Below are 15,807 nucleotides of genomic sequence, written 5' to 3'. Positions count from 1 at the left end.
CCGGCGCTCGATCGCGGGCTAAAGCCCGCTCCCACGACTGTCCGCCATTTCCGAAAACGCTCCAATTCATCATTTCCCCTGAATGGTTTCCGGCTGTGGCGGCCGCGAGTTTGCGCCGCCGCCCAAGGCTTTGTACACCGCGATCAGATTCGTGGAAGCCCCCGCTTCGGACCGGGCCAGCTCGATTTCGGCGACATAAAGAGCGCGCTGAGCATCCAGGACGTCCAAAAACGAGATGACGCCGACGTTATAGCGTAACTGGGACAACCGAACCGATTCGCGCAGGTCCGCCACCGAACGTGCCAAGGTCTGCCGCCGCGCCTCCTCCTTGAGGTACCGGGTCAGCGCGGTTTCCGTTTCCCGAAGCGCTTCGAGCACCGCCTTTTCAAAGGCGAAATAGGCTTCTTGTTGCTGCGCTTCGGCCAAATCGATACCGGCACGGATGCGTCCGAAGTTGAGCAGCGGCTGCAAAAGATTGGCGCCTGTACTGTAGGAGAAAGCCGCCGATTTAAACAGATTTTCGATGTCGGTATTACGCAGCCCCAAAAAAGCCGATAGCGAGATTTTCGGAAACAGCTCCGCGATCGCGGCGCCTTGCATGGCAGTGGCGGAGGCCAGTTGGCGTTCGGCGATGCGGAGATCGGGGCGATGGCGGATCGTCTCCGCAGGGGAAGCCAGGATCGCCCGCCCCGGTGCCACGGGGACGGCCCCACCCTCGTTCAACTCGGCCGCCAGGGAACCAGGCTGCTGCCCCACCAGCAGTTCCAGTTGCCGAAGAACGGCAGTCAACTCTCCCTCCAGGGCGGGAATCTGCGCCTCGGTGGTCTCGGTCTGAGCCCGTGCCCGCACCACGTCATGCCGTGTCCCCACGCCTTCGTCGAACAGCCGCTCCGTCAGTTTCAGCGTATGCCGCTGCGCATCGAGATTGGCGCGGGTGATGCCGAGCTGGTTTTGCAGGCTGCGGTATTCGATATAGCTGCGCGCCAGGTCGGCCGCCAGCGTCACCAGAGCTTGGGCGTGTTGCTCCTGCGCCGCCTCCAGGTCCGCGGATGCCGCTTCCAGCCGCCGCCGCTGACGGCCGAATAGATCGATTTCCCACAGGGCGTCGAACCCCAGTTCGAACAAGTTGTAACGGATACCGGGCGCAAGGCCGGGGAAGGGATTGTCGGCGCGCTGGGCGCCCGCCGCGGCATCGACGGTCGGGAACAATTCCGCGCGGGTGCCGCGTCGTTCGGCCCTGGCCTGGTCGATGCGGGCCAGCGCCATCTTGAGGTCCAGGTTGCCCCCCAAGGCCTGTTCCATCAAACGGCTCAGCCGCGCATCGTCGAAGCTCTTCCACCAGGTTTTCAAAGTCTCCGGGTCGATCGGCTTCAGATCGGCGGTCGCCTCCTTTCCGGCCTGCCAGCGATCCGGGACGGCCGGCACGGGTTTCCGGTAATCGGGTCCGACGGTACATCCGGCCAAGCCGATCAGCACGCATAGCCAGCCCAGCTTAGGCGTCATAACCATGTCCCTTGAGGAACAGCGAAACGGCGGCCTCGATAAGGTGTTCCTTTTCGGCCTCGCTCAAGCCCGGCTGCAAACCCAAAAGGCAGCGTAAATGTTCATCGCCTTGCAGCATTCCTAATAGCGATCGGCTCGATCTGTTCACATCGAGGATTTGCAAAGCGGCGCGTCCGCGCAGTTCGCCGAGATAAACCGAGAGCCGTTGCAATATCGGTTCCGGGCCGGAGCGGTATACCAACTCGCCCAGTTCCGGAAAATGCTGCTGCTCGGCGATGATCAGGCGATAGAGATTTAAGGCCTCGTTGGAATAGATGAGATCGACGAAAGCGCCGGCGATGGCTTTCAGGCCGGCTGCCGGACCGAGCGACTCGGTCTGAGCACGGGAAAGGGTGCTCAGCAAGGCTTCGCATTGTTCGCCGATCACGGCGGCGAACAATTCCTGTTTGCTGTGGAAATGACTGTAGAGCGTCGGCTTCGATACCGGCGCGGCCTCGGCGATGGCTTCCATGCTGGCACCGCTGTAGCCGCTTGCGAGAAACGTGCGCTTGGCCGCATCTAGTATGGCCTGTCGTTTTGGATTGGGGATTGTAGTCATGATCCTGCTCGGACGAATTGCTTTGAAGTGGAACCGGCGACTAGACTAAACTACACCGTGTAGTACAGCAATCGAAGCCCATGCGCCTCCCCTCTTCAAAAACCATCCTCGTCCTCCTGACACTCATCGTTTCGACTGCGGCCGGCATCGTGTATTGGCTCGAGGCGATCCATCCGTTCGAGACTACCGACAACACCTATCTCAAGGCGCACATCAGCCTGATCAGTCCCAAAGAGACGGGCTACGTCAAGGAAGTCTTGTTCCAGGACAACCAGAAGGTGATGCCGGGCGATCTTCTCGTCGTGATCGACGACCACGACTTCCGCGCCAGGGTTGCCCAGGCGGAAGCCCAAGTCATGGTGGAAACGGCTCGCATCCAGACCCTGGAAACCGACATGCGCGCACAGAGCGCCAAGATCCGTCAGGAAGAAGCCAACATCGCCGCCGCTGAAGCCGACCTGGAACGGACCGGAAAGGACTTGAAGCGATTCGGCCATTTGGCGGCGGACGGCGCGGTGTCGGCCCAAACCCGCGATGTTGCCGAAGCCGCCTATAAGCAGGCCGCCGCGCAACGGGAGAAATACCGTTCGTCACGGCTGGAAGCGGAAAGCCAGTTGGCCTCCCTGGACGCCCAGATCGGCGAAACCCGGGCCAGATTGCAGGCGGCTCAAGCCGCGCTGGACCTGGCCCGTATCGATCTTGCCAACACCCATATTACGGCGCCTTTCGCCGGAATCATCGGCAATCGCAGCGTGCAGGTCGGCCAGCTCGTGAAGCCCGGCACCGTACTCGGCTATCTGGTTCCGGTCGACGGGCTCTTCGTGGAAGCCAACTTCAAGGAAACCCAAATCGGACACATGCAACCGGGGCAACCGGTGGACATCCAAGTCGATGCCTACCCCGACATTCGGTTCGAAGGGACGGTGGATAGTTTCGCGCCGGCTTCCGGGTCGGAATTCAGCCTGCTGCCGTCGGAAAACGCCACCGGCAACTTCACCAAGATCGTTAGGCGCATACCGGTAAAAATTCTGTTCCGGCCCGGCACCGACCTGAGCCGGCTGAGGCCGGGCCTTTCCACCGTGGTCAAGGTCAAAGTGCGCTAGCGCTTGCCCCGTCAGGCACGGCCGGAATTTACCGCACCGGCGTCCTGAGTTCGAGCGCAGGGCTCCAGCGCGGATTGCGTCCCGCGGCCGAGTATGCGCCGCGGAACCGGCCATTCCAGCGGCATTCCGGGAAGCCTGGGCCTCGGGTTCTGATGCTTGATCTGCAGGTTGTAGCCGATCGTGTTCATGATGAGATTGTTTTCGATCAGGCCGCCCCAAAAAGGATGATTCCCATCCGAATTTCCGAAGTACATGCCGGTCCCGGCACCGATCACGATATTGCGGCGAACCTGCCAGTCCCAAGCCTGGCATTTCGATGAGATCGCGACCAACTGCTGATGTCGCCCGAGATTGTGGATGAGCAAATCTTCCAGGACGATGTGATGGGCGAAATTTCCCGAAGCCTGAACGCCGTTGACCATCACTCCCCTTCCGTCGATTTCCAGATTGCGAAGCGTGATATAGCTGGAGTCGTGTAGCACGACGGTGTCTTGGCCGGGCCTCGCCAGAAATATCGGGCGCCCTCCGATCCCTGCCAACGTGATCGGCTTTCCGGGTCTCCCGTTGCGCCCATCGATGAAAATTCCCTGCCGATAAACGCCCGGGCTGAAAAGCAAAATATCTCCGGGTTTTAGGCGGGAAATCTGCCGCTTATAGTTATCCGGATCGGCGCGCATCTCCTCCGCAGAAGGAGCGGCGCTCGAAAATGCCAAAATTGCAACGGCAAAAAGTAGGAAAACTGATCGAAACATGGACTGCTCGGTGTGACACGGACTTCATGTTGTGCTTTGAAAGCGCTCCTACCCGCGGAGTGCGGACGGCGTGCCTATCCGTCACTGTCCCGCGCCGCCGAGCCTGAAAACGTGCGTGCTGCCGCCGGGGAAGTCGTGTACTTCATCCTTGAATGCCAGGCGGATCGGCGCGATACCGGGCTCGCGTCCGTGCACGGTTAGAGCGTCGCGGGTCAGATGCAAATCGAGCGTGTGGCCTCGATAGCGGATGCGCAGGTCGAGGCGCGCCAATTGGTCGGGCAATTGCTGAGGACATCGCCCCCGAACACGCGGCCGGCGATATCGGTCCGCAGCCGGTTATAACCGGCAAAAGGGTGATGATGGGGCCGGCAGTGCTCATCTCGGCACTCGAATGCCGATCTCAGTGTTCTGCGGACTCGTCGGCCTTCGTTCGGTGCACGGTGCCGTCGGGATGCTCGGGCGGGCTGTAGCGCGTGTACAGCCCGAGCGGCTGGTCGGATGAGGTATTGATCACGTTCTGTTCGACGCCCGCCGGAATCACCACCGCCACGCCATCGCTCAACGGGTGCTCCTCGCCGTTTAGCACGGCCACGCCGGGTCCCGATTCGATGCGCATGAACTGGTCGTGCCCCGCGTGCGTCTCGAGCCCGATTTCCTCGCCCGGCTGGAGCGTCATCAGCACCAGTTGCGTATTCGACCGGTGTAGAGCACGCGCCGGTAGCCCTGGTTTGCGAGCGTATCCTGCTCGATATTGGTTACGTATCCGATCATCAGATTCCTCCACGAATGTTTGCAACGAGACGACGCTTCAATGAGAGGTCAGGCCACACCGCGGCCGAATGATTGAGCGGCGCGGTCCGAATTGGCGCTGGCCCGATCGGGTCAGCGAAGCGTACCCTTTTGCGGCGGTCTGCCGATTTGCGTGGTTCGCTGCGACCTTATCGCTTCGGCACGATCTTCCACAGTTCGCCGTTGCTCTCGTCGGTGACGACATACAATTCCCCGGCCGGACCCTGCCGTACGTCGCGCACGCGCTGGCGCCGGTCGGCCAGGAGATGCTCTTCGCCTTTCACCCGGTCGTTCACGAGGACGACGCGCACCAGCCGCTCGTCCTTGAGGTTGCCGGTAAAAAGACTGCCGCGCCACGCCGGAAAGGCATCGCCCGTGTAGAACTGCGCGCCGGACGGCGCGATCACCGGGTCCCAGTAATAGACGGGTTGCTCGAAACCGGGACGGGCCGTCACCGCGCCGGGGATCGGCTCGCCCGAGTATTCCTCGCCGTAGGCTACCAGCGGCCAGCCGTAGTTCTTGCCCTTGACGATCAGGTTCAGCTCGTCGCCGCCCTTAGCGCCGTGCTCGACCACCCAGAACCGTCCTTCCGGATCGAAGGCCGTGGCCTGGATGTTGCGATGGCCTAGCGTCCAGATCTCGGGCAGCGCGTTGGGCTGGCCGACGAAGGGATTGTCCTTCGGCGCCGAGCCGTCCGGGTTGATCCGTAGGACCTTGCCCAGATGGCTGTCGAGCTGCTGCGCGTACTTGCGCGTCTCCGCGTCCCAGCGTTCGCCGGTCGTCACGTACAGCATGCCGTCCGGACCGAAGGCGAGCCGCGAACCGTAGTGCTTGTCGCCGTCGTAGGTCGGCAGCGCCCGAAAGATCACCCGAACCTGGTCCAGGCTCCGCCGGTCGGGGGACAGCACGCCGCGGGCAACGGTGGTGCCGTTGCCGCCGCGCCGCGGTTCGGAGTAACTCCAGTAGATCGTCCGGTCGGCCGCGAAGTTCGGGCTCAGCGCGACGTCGAGCAATCCCCCCTGGCCACGCGCGTCGACCGCCGGCACGCCGGCGATCGGCTGCCCCAGTTCGCCCTTGGCCGAGACGATCCGCATGCGGCCGGGCTTTTCCGTGACCAGCAAGTCGCCGCCGGGAAGCGGTTCCACGGCCCACGGTTTCTCCAGTCCTTTCGTGAGCACGACGACGTCGAAAGCGACATTCGATTCGATCGCGCAAGCTCGGGTCTGGCCGGGAAACGCCGGGCGCTGGTCCGGCACGTTGGGCGGGCGTGTCTCGATCGGCGGACAGGCGCCCGCCCCGCCGGACGTCTGCGCTCCGTCGCTGCCCGCCGCGGCAGCCAAAGCGATCATCGAGATGAATGCGGTGCGGAAAGTCTGCATGGATCGGCCCTCCTTTGCCGGATGATTTCATTCTTGAGACCGGCGAGACAATAAGAAGTGCGCCGTTCCACCGGTGCGTTCGCCGGTCGCTATGCGCCCCTAACCACCGGCCAGAGCCAGGCCGACCAGAACCGCGCATTCGGTGAGTTCTATCGTCGCTCCGGCGGTGTCCCCGGTAGTTCCGCCGACGCGCCGGATCATCGACAGCCGCAGCCAGCAAAACAAGGCGCCGGTTGCAAGCAAAGGCCAGGTACCGCGTACGCCGACAGTCAGCAGGACGCCGGCAAGGGTCGCGGACAACACCAGTGTGCCGCCCCGGCGCGGCAGATGCCGCGCCAGCTCGGAACCGAGACCGCCGGGGCGCACATAGGGCGTGCTGAGAAACAGCAGCAGCGGCGCGGCGCGACCCAGCACCGGCGCCAGCGCGAGGGCTGTCCAGTCGTGCCGGGCCATGACGAGTTCCAGCGCGGCAGCCTTGAGGAGAAGAACCAGCACCACCACGACCACGGCGACCGGGCCGCTGCGCGGGTCCTTCATGATCGCGAGGGTGCGCTCCCGGTCGCCGAAGCCCCCAGCCCAGGCGTCGGCGCTATCCGCGAGTCCATCCAGGTGCAGGGCTCCGGTCAAGGCCACCCACACCGTCAGCACGATCGCCGCAGGCAACCAACCGCCGACCCCGGTCAAGAACTGGGCCAATACCGCGAGCGTCAGCCCCAGACCCAAGCCGACCAAGGGATAAAACAGCAGCGAACGGCCCAGCGCCGCGCCATCCGGCGGCGCATCCAGACGCACCGGCAGCCGGGTCAGGAACTGAAGAGCGATCAAAAGGGGTCTGAGCTCGCTCATGGACGCACCTCCTCGCAACGCTGCCCGCTCCCGCAGAGGCTATGCAGCGAGGCGTGCGGCACGTCGATTTCGAGCAAACGGGCGAGCGGCCATTGCCGCGCATGACAGAGCATCACGCGGATCACGCCGCCATGGGTGACGAGCAGCAGACGGCGACCCAGGTTGTGCGGCGTCAGCCGGTCCCGAAGCGCATCGAGCGTCCGCTCCCGGAATGCCTCCACCGACTCCGCACCGGGCGGCGGGTGCCGGAGGGGATCGCCGAGAAAACGGGTCAGCGCGAGCGGTGCCGTGGCCATCAGCTCGGCATAGCTGCGCCCCTCCCAGTCGCCGAAATGGATCTCCCTGAGCCGTTCGTCGATTGCCAGGGGAACCCTCAGTTTTAAAGCCAAGCTTTCCGCAAACGCGGCGCAGCGCGACAAGGGCGACGTGACGATCTCATCCCAGGGTCCCGCGTTTGCCACGGCGCATTCCATCTGCCGGATACCCTCGTCGGTGAGCGGATCGTCCAGGCTGCCGCGAAACCGCGTGCCCCCCACGGTTTCGCCGTGGCGCAGAAGGTCGATGTGGACCATTCGTCTCTCTTTGGACATTGACATCTACAACAGCCGTCACCCCGGCAGGGAAGGGTGGCTTCGGTGCTCCCGGAGACACCGTTTTGCGATTGGAGGGACTGACCAAATCAAACGCCAGATCTCGCCATTCCGGATTTTGCTGCTCTATGAGCCGCAGCTTTGTGCGCCGATCCCATTTCTTGAGCTGCTTTTCCCGCAAAAAGGCCGTTTCCGTCGTCTCGTGGACTTCGTACCAAACCAGGTCATGAGTACCGTAACGTTTGGTGAATCCACCCATTGTTTCCTGACGATGTTCGAAAACGCACTTGATCAGATTGGAGGTGACACCGATATAAAGCGTGCCGTTAAGACCGCTAGCAAGCATATACACACAAGGAAGTTTCTCCATATGCTCAACCTAACACATCCTTGTGACCTAGATTCCGGCAATCCCTGCCGGAATGACGGCGTTAGGACTCGCATATGTGCCAAGCCGTGCCGGCTCAGACGCTGCGGTTAGCGTGATTCCGTCAATCTCTGTATTTATTGTCATACCTTTCCCGCAATCCCCGCCTCTTCGAAAGTCACCATACCCGAGTGCAGGGCGCAGGCCAGCCGCAGCAAGGGCAGCGCTGCGGCGGCTCCGCTGCCTTCGCCGAGGCGCATTCCCAAATCAAGCAAGGGCTTCCCGTCCAGGGCCGTCAGAATCCGTTTATGCCCCGGTTCCGCCGAAGTGTGGGCGTAGAGAAACCAGCCGGCGGCTCCCGGACACAGCCGTTCCGCCGTCAAAGCCGCCGCAGTGCAGATGAATCCGTCCACCAGCACCGGCAGACCTTGCTGCGCGCAGGCGACGAAGGCCCCGGCGAGGGCGGCGATTTCGAAACCGCCGAGCCGGCGCAAGGCCTCCAGCGGATTGCCCAGATACGGACCATGCAGAGCGAGCGCCCGGCGAATCACCTCGGCTTTGTGCCGCACGCCTTCCGTGCCCAGACCCGCACCGGGACCAGCCAGCGATTCGGCCGTCTCGCCGAGCAGGGCCGAGGCCAGCGCGGCGGCGGCGGTGGTGTTGCCTATGCCCATCTCGCCGCCGATGAAGATTTGAACCCCGCCCGAGCGGGCGCGCTCGGCGGCATCACGGCCCGCGCGGAGAGCCTGCGCCAACTGGCGTTCGGTCATGGCCGGTCCGCGCACGAAATTGGCGGTGCCCGGCCCGAGACGGAGGTCCAGCACGCCGGTTACGGGACCCGCATTCTCGACCGTGCCCATGTCGATCAACTCCAGATTCGCGCCGAGCGTGCGGGCGAGCACGCTCACCGCCGCGCCGCCCTGTGCGAACTGGCGCACCATGGCCGCCGTGACCGACTGGGGAAAGGCCGATATGCCCTCCTCCGCCACGCCGTGATCCCCGGCGAACAGGACGATGCGCACCCGGTCGGCGGAAGGCTTGGACGTTCCCTGCCAGGCGGCGAGCCGGATCGCCAGCGCTTCTAGCCGTCCCAGCGCGCCCGGCGGCTTGATGAGCGTCGACTGACGTTCCGCCGCCATGCGCGCGGCCTCCTCGTCGGGTTGAGCCACCGGTCCTTTCAGCCATGCAATGTCCCCGGTCATAGTTTTTCCCCCTTCAACACCAACGGAAGACCCGCCACGGTCAGGATCACCCGGTCGCAGACACCCGCCAATGCCTGATGCAACAGGCCGGCCTCGTCGCAATAGCGGCGGCTCAGTTCCCCCGGCGGCAGCACGCCCATATTGGTTTCGTTGCCGATCAGAATGATGTGTCCCGGTAGACCGGGCAGTGCTTCGATCAAAGCGTCCCGCTCGCGTGCAAGCCTCGCCGCGTCGGTCTCGCACAAGAGCTGGGTCAGCCATAGGGTGAGACAATCGACGATCAGGCAGCGCCCTTCCGCCGCGCGGGCGCCCAAGGCTACGGCCAATTCCAGCGGCTCTTCGACCAGGTCCCAATCGGGCGGGCGCCGCCGCCGATGGTCTTCCACCCGTTGCCGCATGCCCTCGTCGCCGACTCGTGCCGTAGCGATATAGGTCACGGCCAGGCCGCTGTCCACCGCCCGCTTTTCCGCCAATCGGCTTTTCCCGGAGCGAACCCCGCCCAGAATCAATTCCTTCACGCGTATACTCCCTGCCGGTTCAGGTCCAACATCCGATCGATCGCATTCATGTCCAGGTGGGCGCCTACGGCATCCGCCAGACGGTCGATTTCCGCTTCCCGAATAGCGGCGTAATCCGGGGTTTCCGGCTCGGCCAGCCCGGCCCAGCGGAGAATGGCATCGGTCGCGGCGTTCGACTCGAACAATCCGTGCAGATAGGTCCCCATGATCTGCCCGTCCTCCGAGCACGCGCCGTCGTTTCTGTCCGTCAGCCGGGCGAAAGGGCGTTCCAGCGCCGGTCCTTTCGTCACGCCGGCATGAATTTCGTAACCCGTCACCGGCGCGTTTTCCAGTGTCAATTCGCCTCGTACGTTGCGAAGCTGCTTTTCCGGCTCCAGCACCGTGCACAGGTCCAGCCAGCCGAAACCGGCACAGGAACCTGTCTCGCCTTCCAGGCCCAAAGGATCGTGAATCTCTTGTCCGAGCATCTGAAAACCGCCGCAAATGCCGAGCAGTTTACCGCCATAGCGCAGATGGCGCCGAAGATAAGCCTCCCAGCCGGTTGTACGCAGGAACGATAGATCGGCGCGCACGCTCTTGGAGCCGGGCAGGATCACGAGGTCTGCGGGAGGCGGCGCCTCGCTCGGATATACGAAGCGAAGGTCGACCTGCATATGCAGGCGCAGCGGATCGAAATCGGTGTGATTACTGATCCGCGGCGTGACCGGAACGACCACCCGCAGAGCCCCGGCGCTCGCGCCTCTCTGTCCGGATTCGATCGCATCTTCCGCCTCCAGATGCAGACCGTGGAGATAAGGCAGTACGCCCAAAACCGGCTTGCCGGTCTCCCGCTCCAGCCAGTCCAGCCCCGGTTGCAGCAGAGCGATGTCGCCGCGGAAGCGGTTGATGACGAAGCCGGCCACCCGCGCCCGTTCGCTTTCCGATAGAAGCGCAAGAGTGCCGACCAGATGGGCGAACACGCCGCCCCGGTCGATGTCGGCGATCAGAATCACCGGGCAGTCCACGGCTTCCGCGAAACCCATGTTCGCGATGTCGCCTTCCCGCAGATTGATTTCCGCCGGCGAGCCCGCGCCTTCCGCGACGATTGCATCGAACCGGGCCGCGAGCCTTCCGTGGGATTCCATCACCGCACGGCGGGCGATGCGCTTGTAAGCATGATAGTCCTGAGCGTCCAGATTGCCGATGGCCCTGCCCTGGACGATGACCTGGGCGCCCGTGTCGGTATTGGGTTTCAGGAGCACCGGGTTCATGTCGGTGTGAGGTTCCAATCCAGCCGCCCGAGCCTGTACCGCCTGGGCGCGGCCTATCTCGCCGCCGTCCTCGGTGACGGCGCTGTTCAGCGCCATGTTCTGCGGCTTGAACGGCGCGACTCTCACGCCGCGCCGGGCCAACAAGCGGCACAAGGCGGCGACCAGCGTGCTCTTGCCGGCGTCGGACGTGGTGCCCTGAACCATCAGTGTACGAGCCGTCATAGATCCACCTCCAGGCCGGCCAGCACCGCCGCGTACACTGCCCGCGCCAGCCTCCCGCCCCACACCGAACGCGGGCCGGCGAACGATTCCGCCGGGCCGTCCGACGGACAGAGCACGCACACCGCGTCGGTGGCCGTTCCTGTCCCCGGCACGCGCGCCTGCCACAGCGCCTGCGCCTTGGCTTCGGCCGCCGTGGCGACGGCATTGACCAGGGCGGCCTCGCTCAAGCGAACCGGCAATTGCACAACCAGGTTGATGGTACCCGGCCGGTAATCGCCCGACGGCGCATCGGCCGCCGCCCATATCGGCTGAGCGATGCCCACGGTGGCGTCGGCGGCGACCTCGCCATCGCTCGCTCGCCGATAGCCGCGCACATCGCAGGCGGTGAGCAATCCGGCACCGGAGCCGGCAAGGCCGCAGGCGGCGGCGATCTCGGCCACGTGGGCGGCGGGATCGGTCCGGCGGTAATCGGATGGCACTTGCGCGTTCAGTATCCACCCCACAACCGATAAGCCGCCGCCGGACACCGCCGAGGAAATCGCCCGTCGGTGCGAACCGAAGCGCCAAATCAGGCAGGGCAGCGGTCGGCCGCCGTCACGGTGTTGCCCCAGCGTCGGGTGCACGGCCGGGTAAGCAGGACACTCCCGGCAGCGTGCTTCTTCGCTCATTCGGATTATCTCGCGAGCAAGGCCATCGCCAGGCGCTCCGAGGCCGAGGCGCTCCCCGGCAGCCCCAAACGCAAGCCCGGAGGATTGGCGAACCGCCGGGTCAGAATGCCTTGCCGCGCCAACGCCTCCTGACGTCGAGCCGCCTTGACACCGGGACACCATTGAAACAAGGCGCAGCCGCCGGCGGACTTGAGGCCGCCGGCGGCCAACAGATCCGCCAGCTGGCGGGCGTTTTCGGGCAGCCGCTGCCGGGCGGCTTCCTGCCAGCGGCTATCCGCCAGCGCCTCCCGAGCCACCCAGCGCGAGGGGCCGGCCACCGTCCACGGACCGAGCAGGGCCGCCAAGCGTTCGAGCAGCTCCGGTTCCGCCAGCACGAAGCCCACCCGGATGCCGGCCAGCCCGAAGAATTTGCCCAGGGAACGCAGCACGATGAGCCCCGGGCGCGGACAGCAGGCGGCGAGACTGAATTCGGGCGTAGGGTCCATGTAGGCTTCGTCCACCACCAGCCAGCCGCCGCGCGCTGCAAGCCTCTCCTGCCAGGCCAGAAGTATTTCCGGCGCGAAACGATGGCCGGTCGGATTATTGGGATTGATCGCCACCAGCACGTCCCAGGGCGTGGAACCGGGACCGCGGGCGATGGTTTCCGGCGCAACCCCGACCACCTTGTGGCCGGCGCGGCGCCAGGCATGGGCGTGTTCGGCATAACCGGGGTGGATGACGCCCACCCGCTTAGCATGGAGCAGCGCCGGCAGCGCCTGAATCGCCGCCTGGGAGCCCGCCACGGGAAAAATGCTGTCGCAGCCATAATAGGCCGAAGCGGCCCTCTCCAGTCCGTCATCGTCTTCGGGAAGGCGCACCCAAACCTCGGCCGGAACCGCGGGCACGGGCCACCCGGCGGGATTGACGCCGGTGGATAGATCCAGCCAGTCGGACAGGGGAATACCATACCGCCTAGCCGCGGCACGCAAACGACCGCCGTGTTCAAGCACCGAGCAATCCTCCCGTAAAAAACAAGGCCAGCCACAGCCATGCTCCGCGCCGGACCAGGGCCACGGCATGGGGAATGTCCGCCGCGCCGGGCGGATATCCGTATCCCAAGGCTGGCCGTGCATGCCACTCGCCACGATAACGGGCAGGCCCGCCGAGCGCGAGCCGCAAAGCCCCCGCGCCCGACGCCATCACCGGCCCGGCGTTGGGGCTGTCCCATCCACCGGCCTGCGTGCGCCAGCAATACAAAGCCTGCCGAGCATCGCCCAAGAGTGCATAGGTCAGCGCCGCCAGCCTCGCCGGAACATAATTCAGCGCATCGTCCAGCCGCGCCGCCGCCCAGCCGAAGTAAAAAAAGCGTTCGCTCTTGTAGCCCCACATGGCATCCAGGGTATTCGCCAGCCGGTACAGCACCGCGCCGGGCGCGCCGCCCAGCGCGAACCAGAACAGCGCGCCGAACACCGCGTCGTTGCCATTCTCCAGCACAGATTCGACGGCGGCCCGCGCGACATCGCCGGATTTCATGTCGCCGGTGTCGCGGCTCACCATATACCCCACCCTCCGCCGCGCCTCGAACAAATCGCCGGCCGCGAGCGCATCCCGCACAGCCCCCGCGTGTTCGCCCAGACTCCTGAGGCCCAATGCCGCGTACAGCGCCAAAACGCCGAACACGGCGCCGAACGTGGGAATGGATTCCAGCCAGGCTGCAAACGCTGTGAACGGAGCCGTCAGCAGCAAAACCGCGATGACGCCCAAAAATCGTGCACGGGTTCCCTGCCGTCCGAGCGCGGAATTCCACCGGACTTCCAGCGCTTCCGCCAACCGTCCGAAGCCCACCAGGGGGTGAAAACGGCGGGGTTCGCCCAAGAGCCCATCCAGCAGCACGGCGGCCACGGCCAGGATCGCGGTCATGCCCGATTCTCCGCCCAGCGCCGGACGATGCCGGCCAGTTGGTCCAGCCCGTCGGTCAATGCCGCGGGACCGGGCTGAAGGATATCGCTGGATTTGATTTCGTGGAGTTCCCCGTCGCGCATTGCGGGAATTGTCTCCCAGCCGGCGCGTGCAGCGACTTGCTCCGGCCGGAACTTCTTCCCGCACCAGGAGCCGACGATGATGTCCGGCGCGCGCCGGACCACCTCGTGCGGGTCTTGGATGATGCGGCTGCCGGCGAGAGGCTGGGCGGCGAATTCGGCGAAGACGTTCTCTCCGCCGGCCAGCGCGATGAGTTCGGACACCCAAAGAATGCCGGAGATCAGAGGCTGGTCCCATTCCTCGAAATAGACTCTGGGGCGGACCGGCAGCGACTCGGCGCCACGGCGTACGGTTTCCATATGCGCGCTAAGGCTATCGATCAAGGCCCGCGCCTTGTCCTCACCCCCCACCAGTGCGCCCAGCGTGCGGATCATGGCGAGAATCCCGTCCACCGAACGGTGGTTGAACACGTGCACCGTTACGCCCGCCTTGATCAGGTCGCGGGCGATATCCGCCTGCAGATTGGAAAAACCCAGCACCAAATCGGGTTGCAAATCCAAGATCTTGTCGATTTTGGCGCTGGTGAAGGCGGAGACCTTGGGCTTTTCCTTGCGCGCTCGCGGCGGCCGCACGGTAAATCCGGAAATGCCGACGATGCGGTGTTCCTCGCCCAGTAAATAGAGCGTCTCCGTGGTTTCCTCGGTCAGGCAGACGATGCGTTCCGGCAGCAGTTTCGGGTTCATGGCGCAAAAAGAGCCGCCACGGCGGCGGGATTCGATGGAAAGTAAAGATGCAAAAAGGAAGCCATCAAGCGCCTGTCCCGGTAAACGGCTTCGGGCCGGCCGTGGCCTTTCGCGGCAAAGGTGTTGGCAAAGGGCGCGAGATCCACCTCCGCCCGGGCATGATGAAAGGTATGACCGCGCAGCTCGCCTTCCGGCAACTCCAGCCCGTGCAGCCCCAGATTGGCCAGCCGCGTCTGCATGACGGAGCGGCCGGGCAACAGTCCTGCCATCTTCGCCTGATGTCCTTGGGAATCGGCAAGCGTTTCCAGGAGATACAAAAGGCCCCCGCATTCGGCGAGGATGGGCTTGCCCGCCGAATGGTGGCTGCGCAGCGCTTCCTTCATGGCCCGGTTGGCGGCCAGCCGGTCGAGGTGCAGTTCCGGGTAGCCGCCCGGCAGCCAGACGGCATCGGCTTCGGGCAAAGCGCTATCCGCCAGCGGCGAAAAGAACGCCAGGTTCGCGCCCAGGGCGCGCAAGGTATCGAGATTGGCCGGATAGAGAAAGCAGAAGGCGGCATCGCGCGCCACCGCGATCGTCACGCCTGCCAGCGGGCCGATCGGAACTTCGGATTCGATCGACGAGAACTCCACCGGCGGCGGCAATTCGGCCAGCGGCGTACCTTCCAGCGCATCGGCCACGGCGTCGATACGGGCTTCGAGGTCGGCGATTTCTTCCGCAGGGTGGAGGCCCAGATGGCGCTCCGGCAACGCGAAATCCGCCTCGCGCGGCAAGGCCCCGCGCCAGACGGCAGGATCGGGCAAGCCGGCGCGGAGCAATTCCGCATGTCCCGCGCTGCCGACCCGGTTGGCCAAAACTCCGGTAAACGGCAGATCCTTGTTAAACGTGGAAAGACCGTGGGCGACAGCCGCGAAGGTTTGGGCCATCGCGGAAGCATCGATCACCGCCAGGACGGGAATGCCGAACAAAACCGCGAGATCGGCGCTGGAGGGCGTGCCGTCGTAAAGCCCCATCACGCCTTCGACCAGGATCAGATCGGCATCGCCGGCCGCTTCGTGCAATAGGCGGCGGCAATGAGATTCGCCGCACATCCATAGGTCGAGGTTATAAACCGGCGCGCCGCTTGCCTTCTCCAACACCATCGGGTCGAGGAAGTCGGGCCCGGTCTTGAACACCCGTACCCTTCGGCCCTGGCGGGCGTACAGCCGGGCGAGACCCGCCGTGACGGTGGTCTTGCCCTGGCCCGAGGCGGGCGCGGAGATCAAGAGAGCGGGACAGCGGCTCATGGCTTAGAGGGTGTGTGAGAAGCTACTGCGCGACC

General features: G+C 64.7%; 17 protein-coding genes and 1 pseudogene. 1 reads left to right on the top strand and 17 read right to left on the bottom strand.

Annotated elements, in window-relative coordinates:
- Positions 1-69: 69 nt before the first annotated feature.
- Entirely contained in the window at positions 70-1,503 is a 1,434-nt protein-coding gene (locus ACWJJK_RS09625) for an efflux transporter outer membrane subunit (RefSeq protein WP_156881890.1), read from the bottom strand.
- Positions 1,493-2,101 carry a TetR/AcrR family transcriptional regulator gene (locus tag ACWJJK_RS09620; protein WP_077731361.1) on the bottom strand — a complete coding sequence of 203 codons (609 nt, stop codon included), beginning with the start codon at positions 2,099-2,101 and terminating at the stop codon, positions 1,493-1,495. The genes ACWJJK_RS09625 and ACWJJK_RS09620 overlap by 11 nt, the downstream gene beginning before the upstream one ends.
- An 80-nt stretch (positions 2,102-2,181) precedes the next feature.
- On the opposite strand from ACWJJK_RS09620, the gene ACWJJK_RS09615 reads away from it, so the two are divergent.
- The gene (locus tag ACWJJK_RS09615) at positions 2,182-3,204 is read left to right on the top strand and encodes an HlyD family secretion protein (RefSeq protein WP_086132990.1); all 1,023 of its coding nucleotides are present in this window, start codon (positions 2,182-2,184) and stop codon (positions 3,202-3,204) included.
- 11 nt (positions 3,205-3,215) lie between these two features.
- Here the strand turns inward: ACWJJK_RS09615 and ACWJJK_RS09610 are convergent, their stop codons facing one another.
- The 15 genes and pseudogenes from ACWJJK_RS09610 to ACWJJK_RS09540 all read right to left on the bottom strand — a co-directional run bounded on the left by ACWJJK_RS09610 (position 3,216) and on the right by ACWJJK_RS09540 (position 15,772).
- Positions 3,216-3,956, bottom strand: a complete 741-nt coding sequence (locus tag ACWJJK_RS09610) for a hypothetical protein (RefSeq protein WP_156881889.1) — start codon at positions 3,954-3,956, stop codon at positions 3,216-3,218.
- 81 nt (positions 3,957-4,037) lie between these two features.
- Positions 4,038-4,238: a glycosyl hydrolase family 65 protein gene (locus ACWJJK_RS09605; RefSeq protein WP_086132992.1), complete on the bottom strand. Its 201-nt coding sequence runs from the start codon at positions 4,236-4,238 to the stop codon at positions 4,038-4,040.
- Positions 4,239-4,356: 118 nt separating this feature from the next.
- Positions 4,357-4,632: a cupin domain-containing protein gene (locus ACWJJK_RS09600; RefSeq protein WP_240506759.1), complete on the bottom strand. Its 276-nt coding sequence runs from the start codon at positions 4,630-4,632 to the stop codon at positions 4,357-4,359.
- Between the two features lie 262 nt (positions 4,633-4,894).
- Complete coding sequence (locus tag ACWJJK_RS09595; RefSeq protein ID WP_156881888.1) at positions 4,895-6,124, bottom strand: PQQ-dependent sugar dehydrogenase; 1,230 nt, start codon at positions 6,122-6,124, stop codon at positions 4,895-4,897.
- A gap of 99 nt (positions 6,125-6,223) precedes the next feature.
- Positions 6,224-6,970 carry an adenosylcobinamide-GDP ribazoletransferase gene (locus ACWJJK_RS09590; RefSeq protein WP_156881892.1) on the bottom strand — a complete coding sequence of 249 codons (747 nt, stop codon included), beginning with the start codon at positions 6,968-6,970 and terminating at the stop codon, positions 6,224-6,226.
- A complete protein-coding gene (locus ACWJJK_RS09585; protein WP_156881887.1) occupies positions 6,967-7,542 on the bottom strand; it encodes an alpha-ribazole phosphatase family protein in 576 nt (191 codons plus the stop codon). The genes ACWJJK_RS09590 and ACWJJK_RS09585 overlap by 4 nt, the downstream gene beginning before the upstream one ends.
- A 169-nt stretch (positions 7,543-7,711) precedes the next feature.
- Positions 7,712-7,906, bottom strand: a pseudogene (locus ACWJJK_RS09580) (GIY-YIG nuclease family protein); the annotation flags it as partial.
- Between the two features lie 164 nt (positions 7,907-8,070).
- Entirely contained in the window at positions 8,071-9,129 is a 1,059-nt protein-coding gene (cobT, locus tag ACWJJK_RS09575) for a nicotinate-nucleotide--dimethylbenzimidazole phosphoribosyltransferase (RefSeq protein ID WP_086132761.1), read from the bottom strand.
- Positions 9,126-9,647, bottom strand: a complete 522-nt coding sequence (gene cobU, locus ACWJJK_RS09570) for a bifunctional adenosylcobinamide kinase/adenosylcobinamide-phosphate guanylyltransferase (RefSeq protein ID WP_454128929.1) — start codon at positions 9,645-9,647, stop codon at positions 9,126-9,128. Before cobU ends, cobT begins: the two co-directional genes overlap by 4 nt.
- Complete coding sequence (locus ACWJJK_RS09565) at positions 9,644-11,119, bottom strand: cobyric acid synthase (protein WP_156881886.1); 1,476 nt, start codon at positions 11,117-11,119, stop codon at positions 9,644-9,646. Before ACWJJK_RS09565 ends, cobU begins: the two co-directional genes overlap by 4 nt.
- Positions 11,116-11,787, bottom strand: coding sequence for an adenosylcobinamide amidohydrolase (locus ACWJJK_RS09560; RefSeq protein WP_156881885.1), 672 nt, complete (start codon positions 11,785-11,787; stop codon positions 11,116-11,118). The genes ACWJJK_RS09565 and ACWJJK_RS09560 overlap by 4 nt, the downstream gene beginning before the upstream one ends.
- A 5-nt stretch (positions 11,788-11,792) precedes the next feature.
- Complete coding sequence (cobD, locus tag ACWJJK_RS09555; protein ID WP_454128928.1) at positions 11,793-12,776, bottom strand: threonine-phosphate decarboxylase CobD; 984 nt, start codon at positions 12,774-12,776, stop codon at positions 11,793-11,795.
- Positions 12,769-13,686, bottom strand: a complete 918-nt coding sequence (gene cbiB / locus ACWJJK_RS09550; protein ID WP_156881883.1) for an adenosylcobinamide-phosphate synthase CbiB — start codon at positions 13,684-13,686, stop codon at positions 12,769-12,771. Before cbiB ends, cobD begins: the two co-directional genes overlap by 8 nt.
- Positions 13,683-14,489, bottom strand: a complete 807-nt coding sequence (locus ACWJJK_RS09545) for a cobalamin-binding protein (protein ID WP_156881882.1) — start codon at positions 14,487-14,489, stop codon at positions 13,683-13,685. The genes cbiB and ACWJJK_RS09545 overlap by 4 nt, the downstream gene beginning before the upstream one ends.
- Positions 14,486-15,772: a cobyrinate a,c-diamide synthase gene (locus tag ACWJJK_RS09540; RefSeq protein ID WP_156881881.1), complete on the bottom strand. Its 1,287-nt coding sequence runs from the start codon at positions 15,770-15,772 to the stop codon at positions 14,486-14,488. The genes ACWJJK_RS09545 and ACWJJK_RS09540 overlap by 4 nt, the downstream gene beginning before the upstream one ends.
- Positions 15,773-15,807 lie beyond the last annotated feature (35 nt).

This window comes from Methylocaldum gracile, from assembly GCF_053646815.1.
The sequence above is the reverse complement of the archived record's forward strand: the minus strand, read 5'-3'. Positions and strand labels throughout refer to the sequence as shown.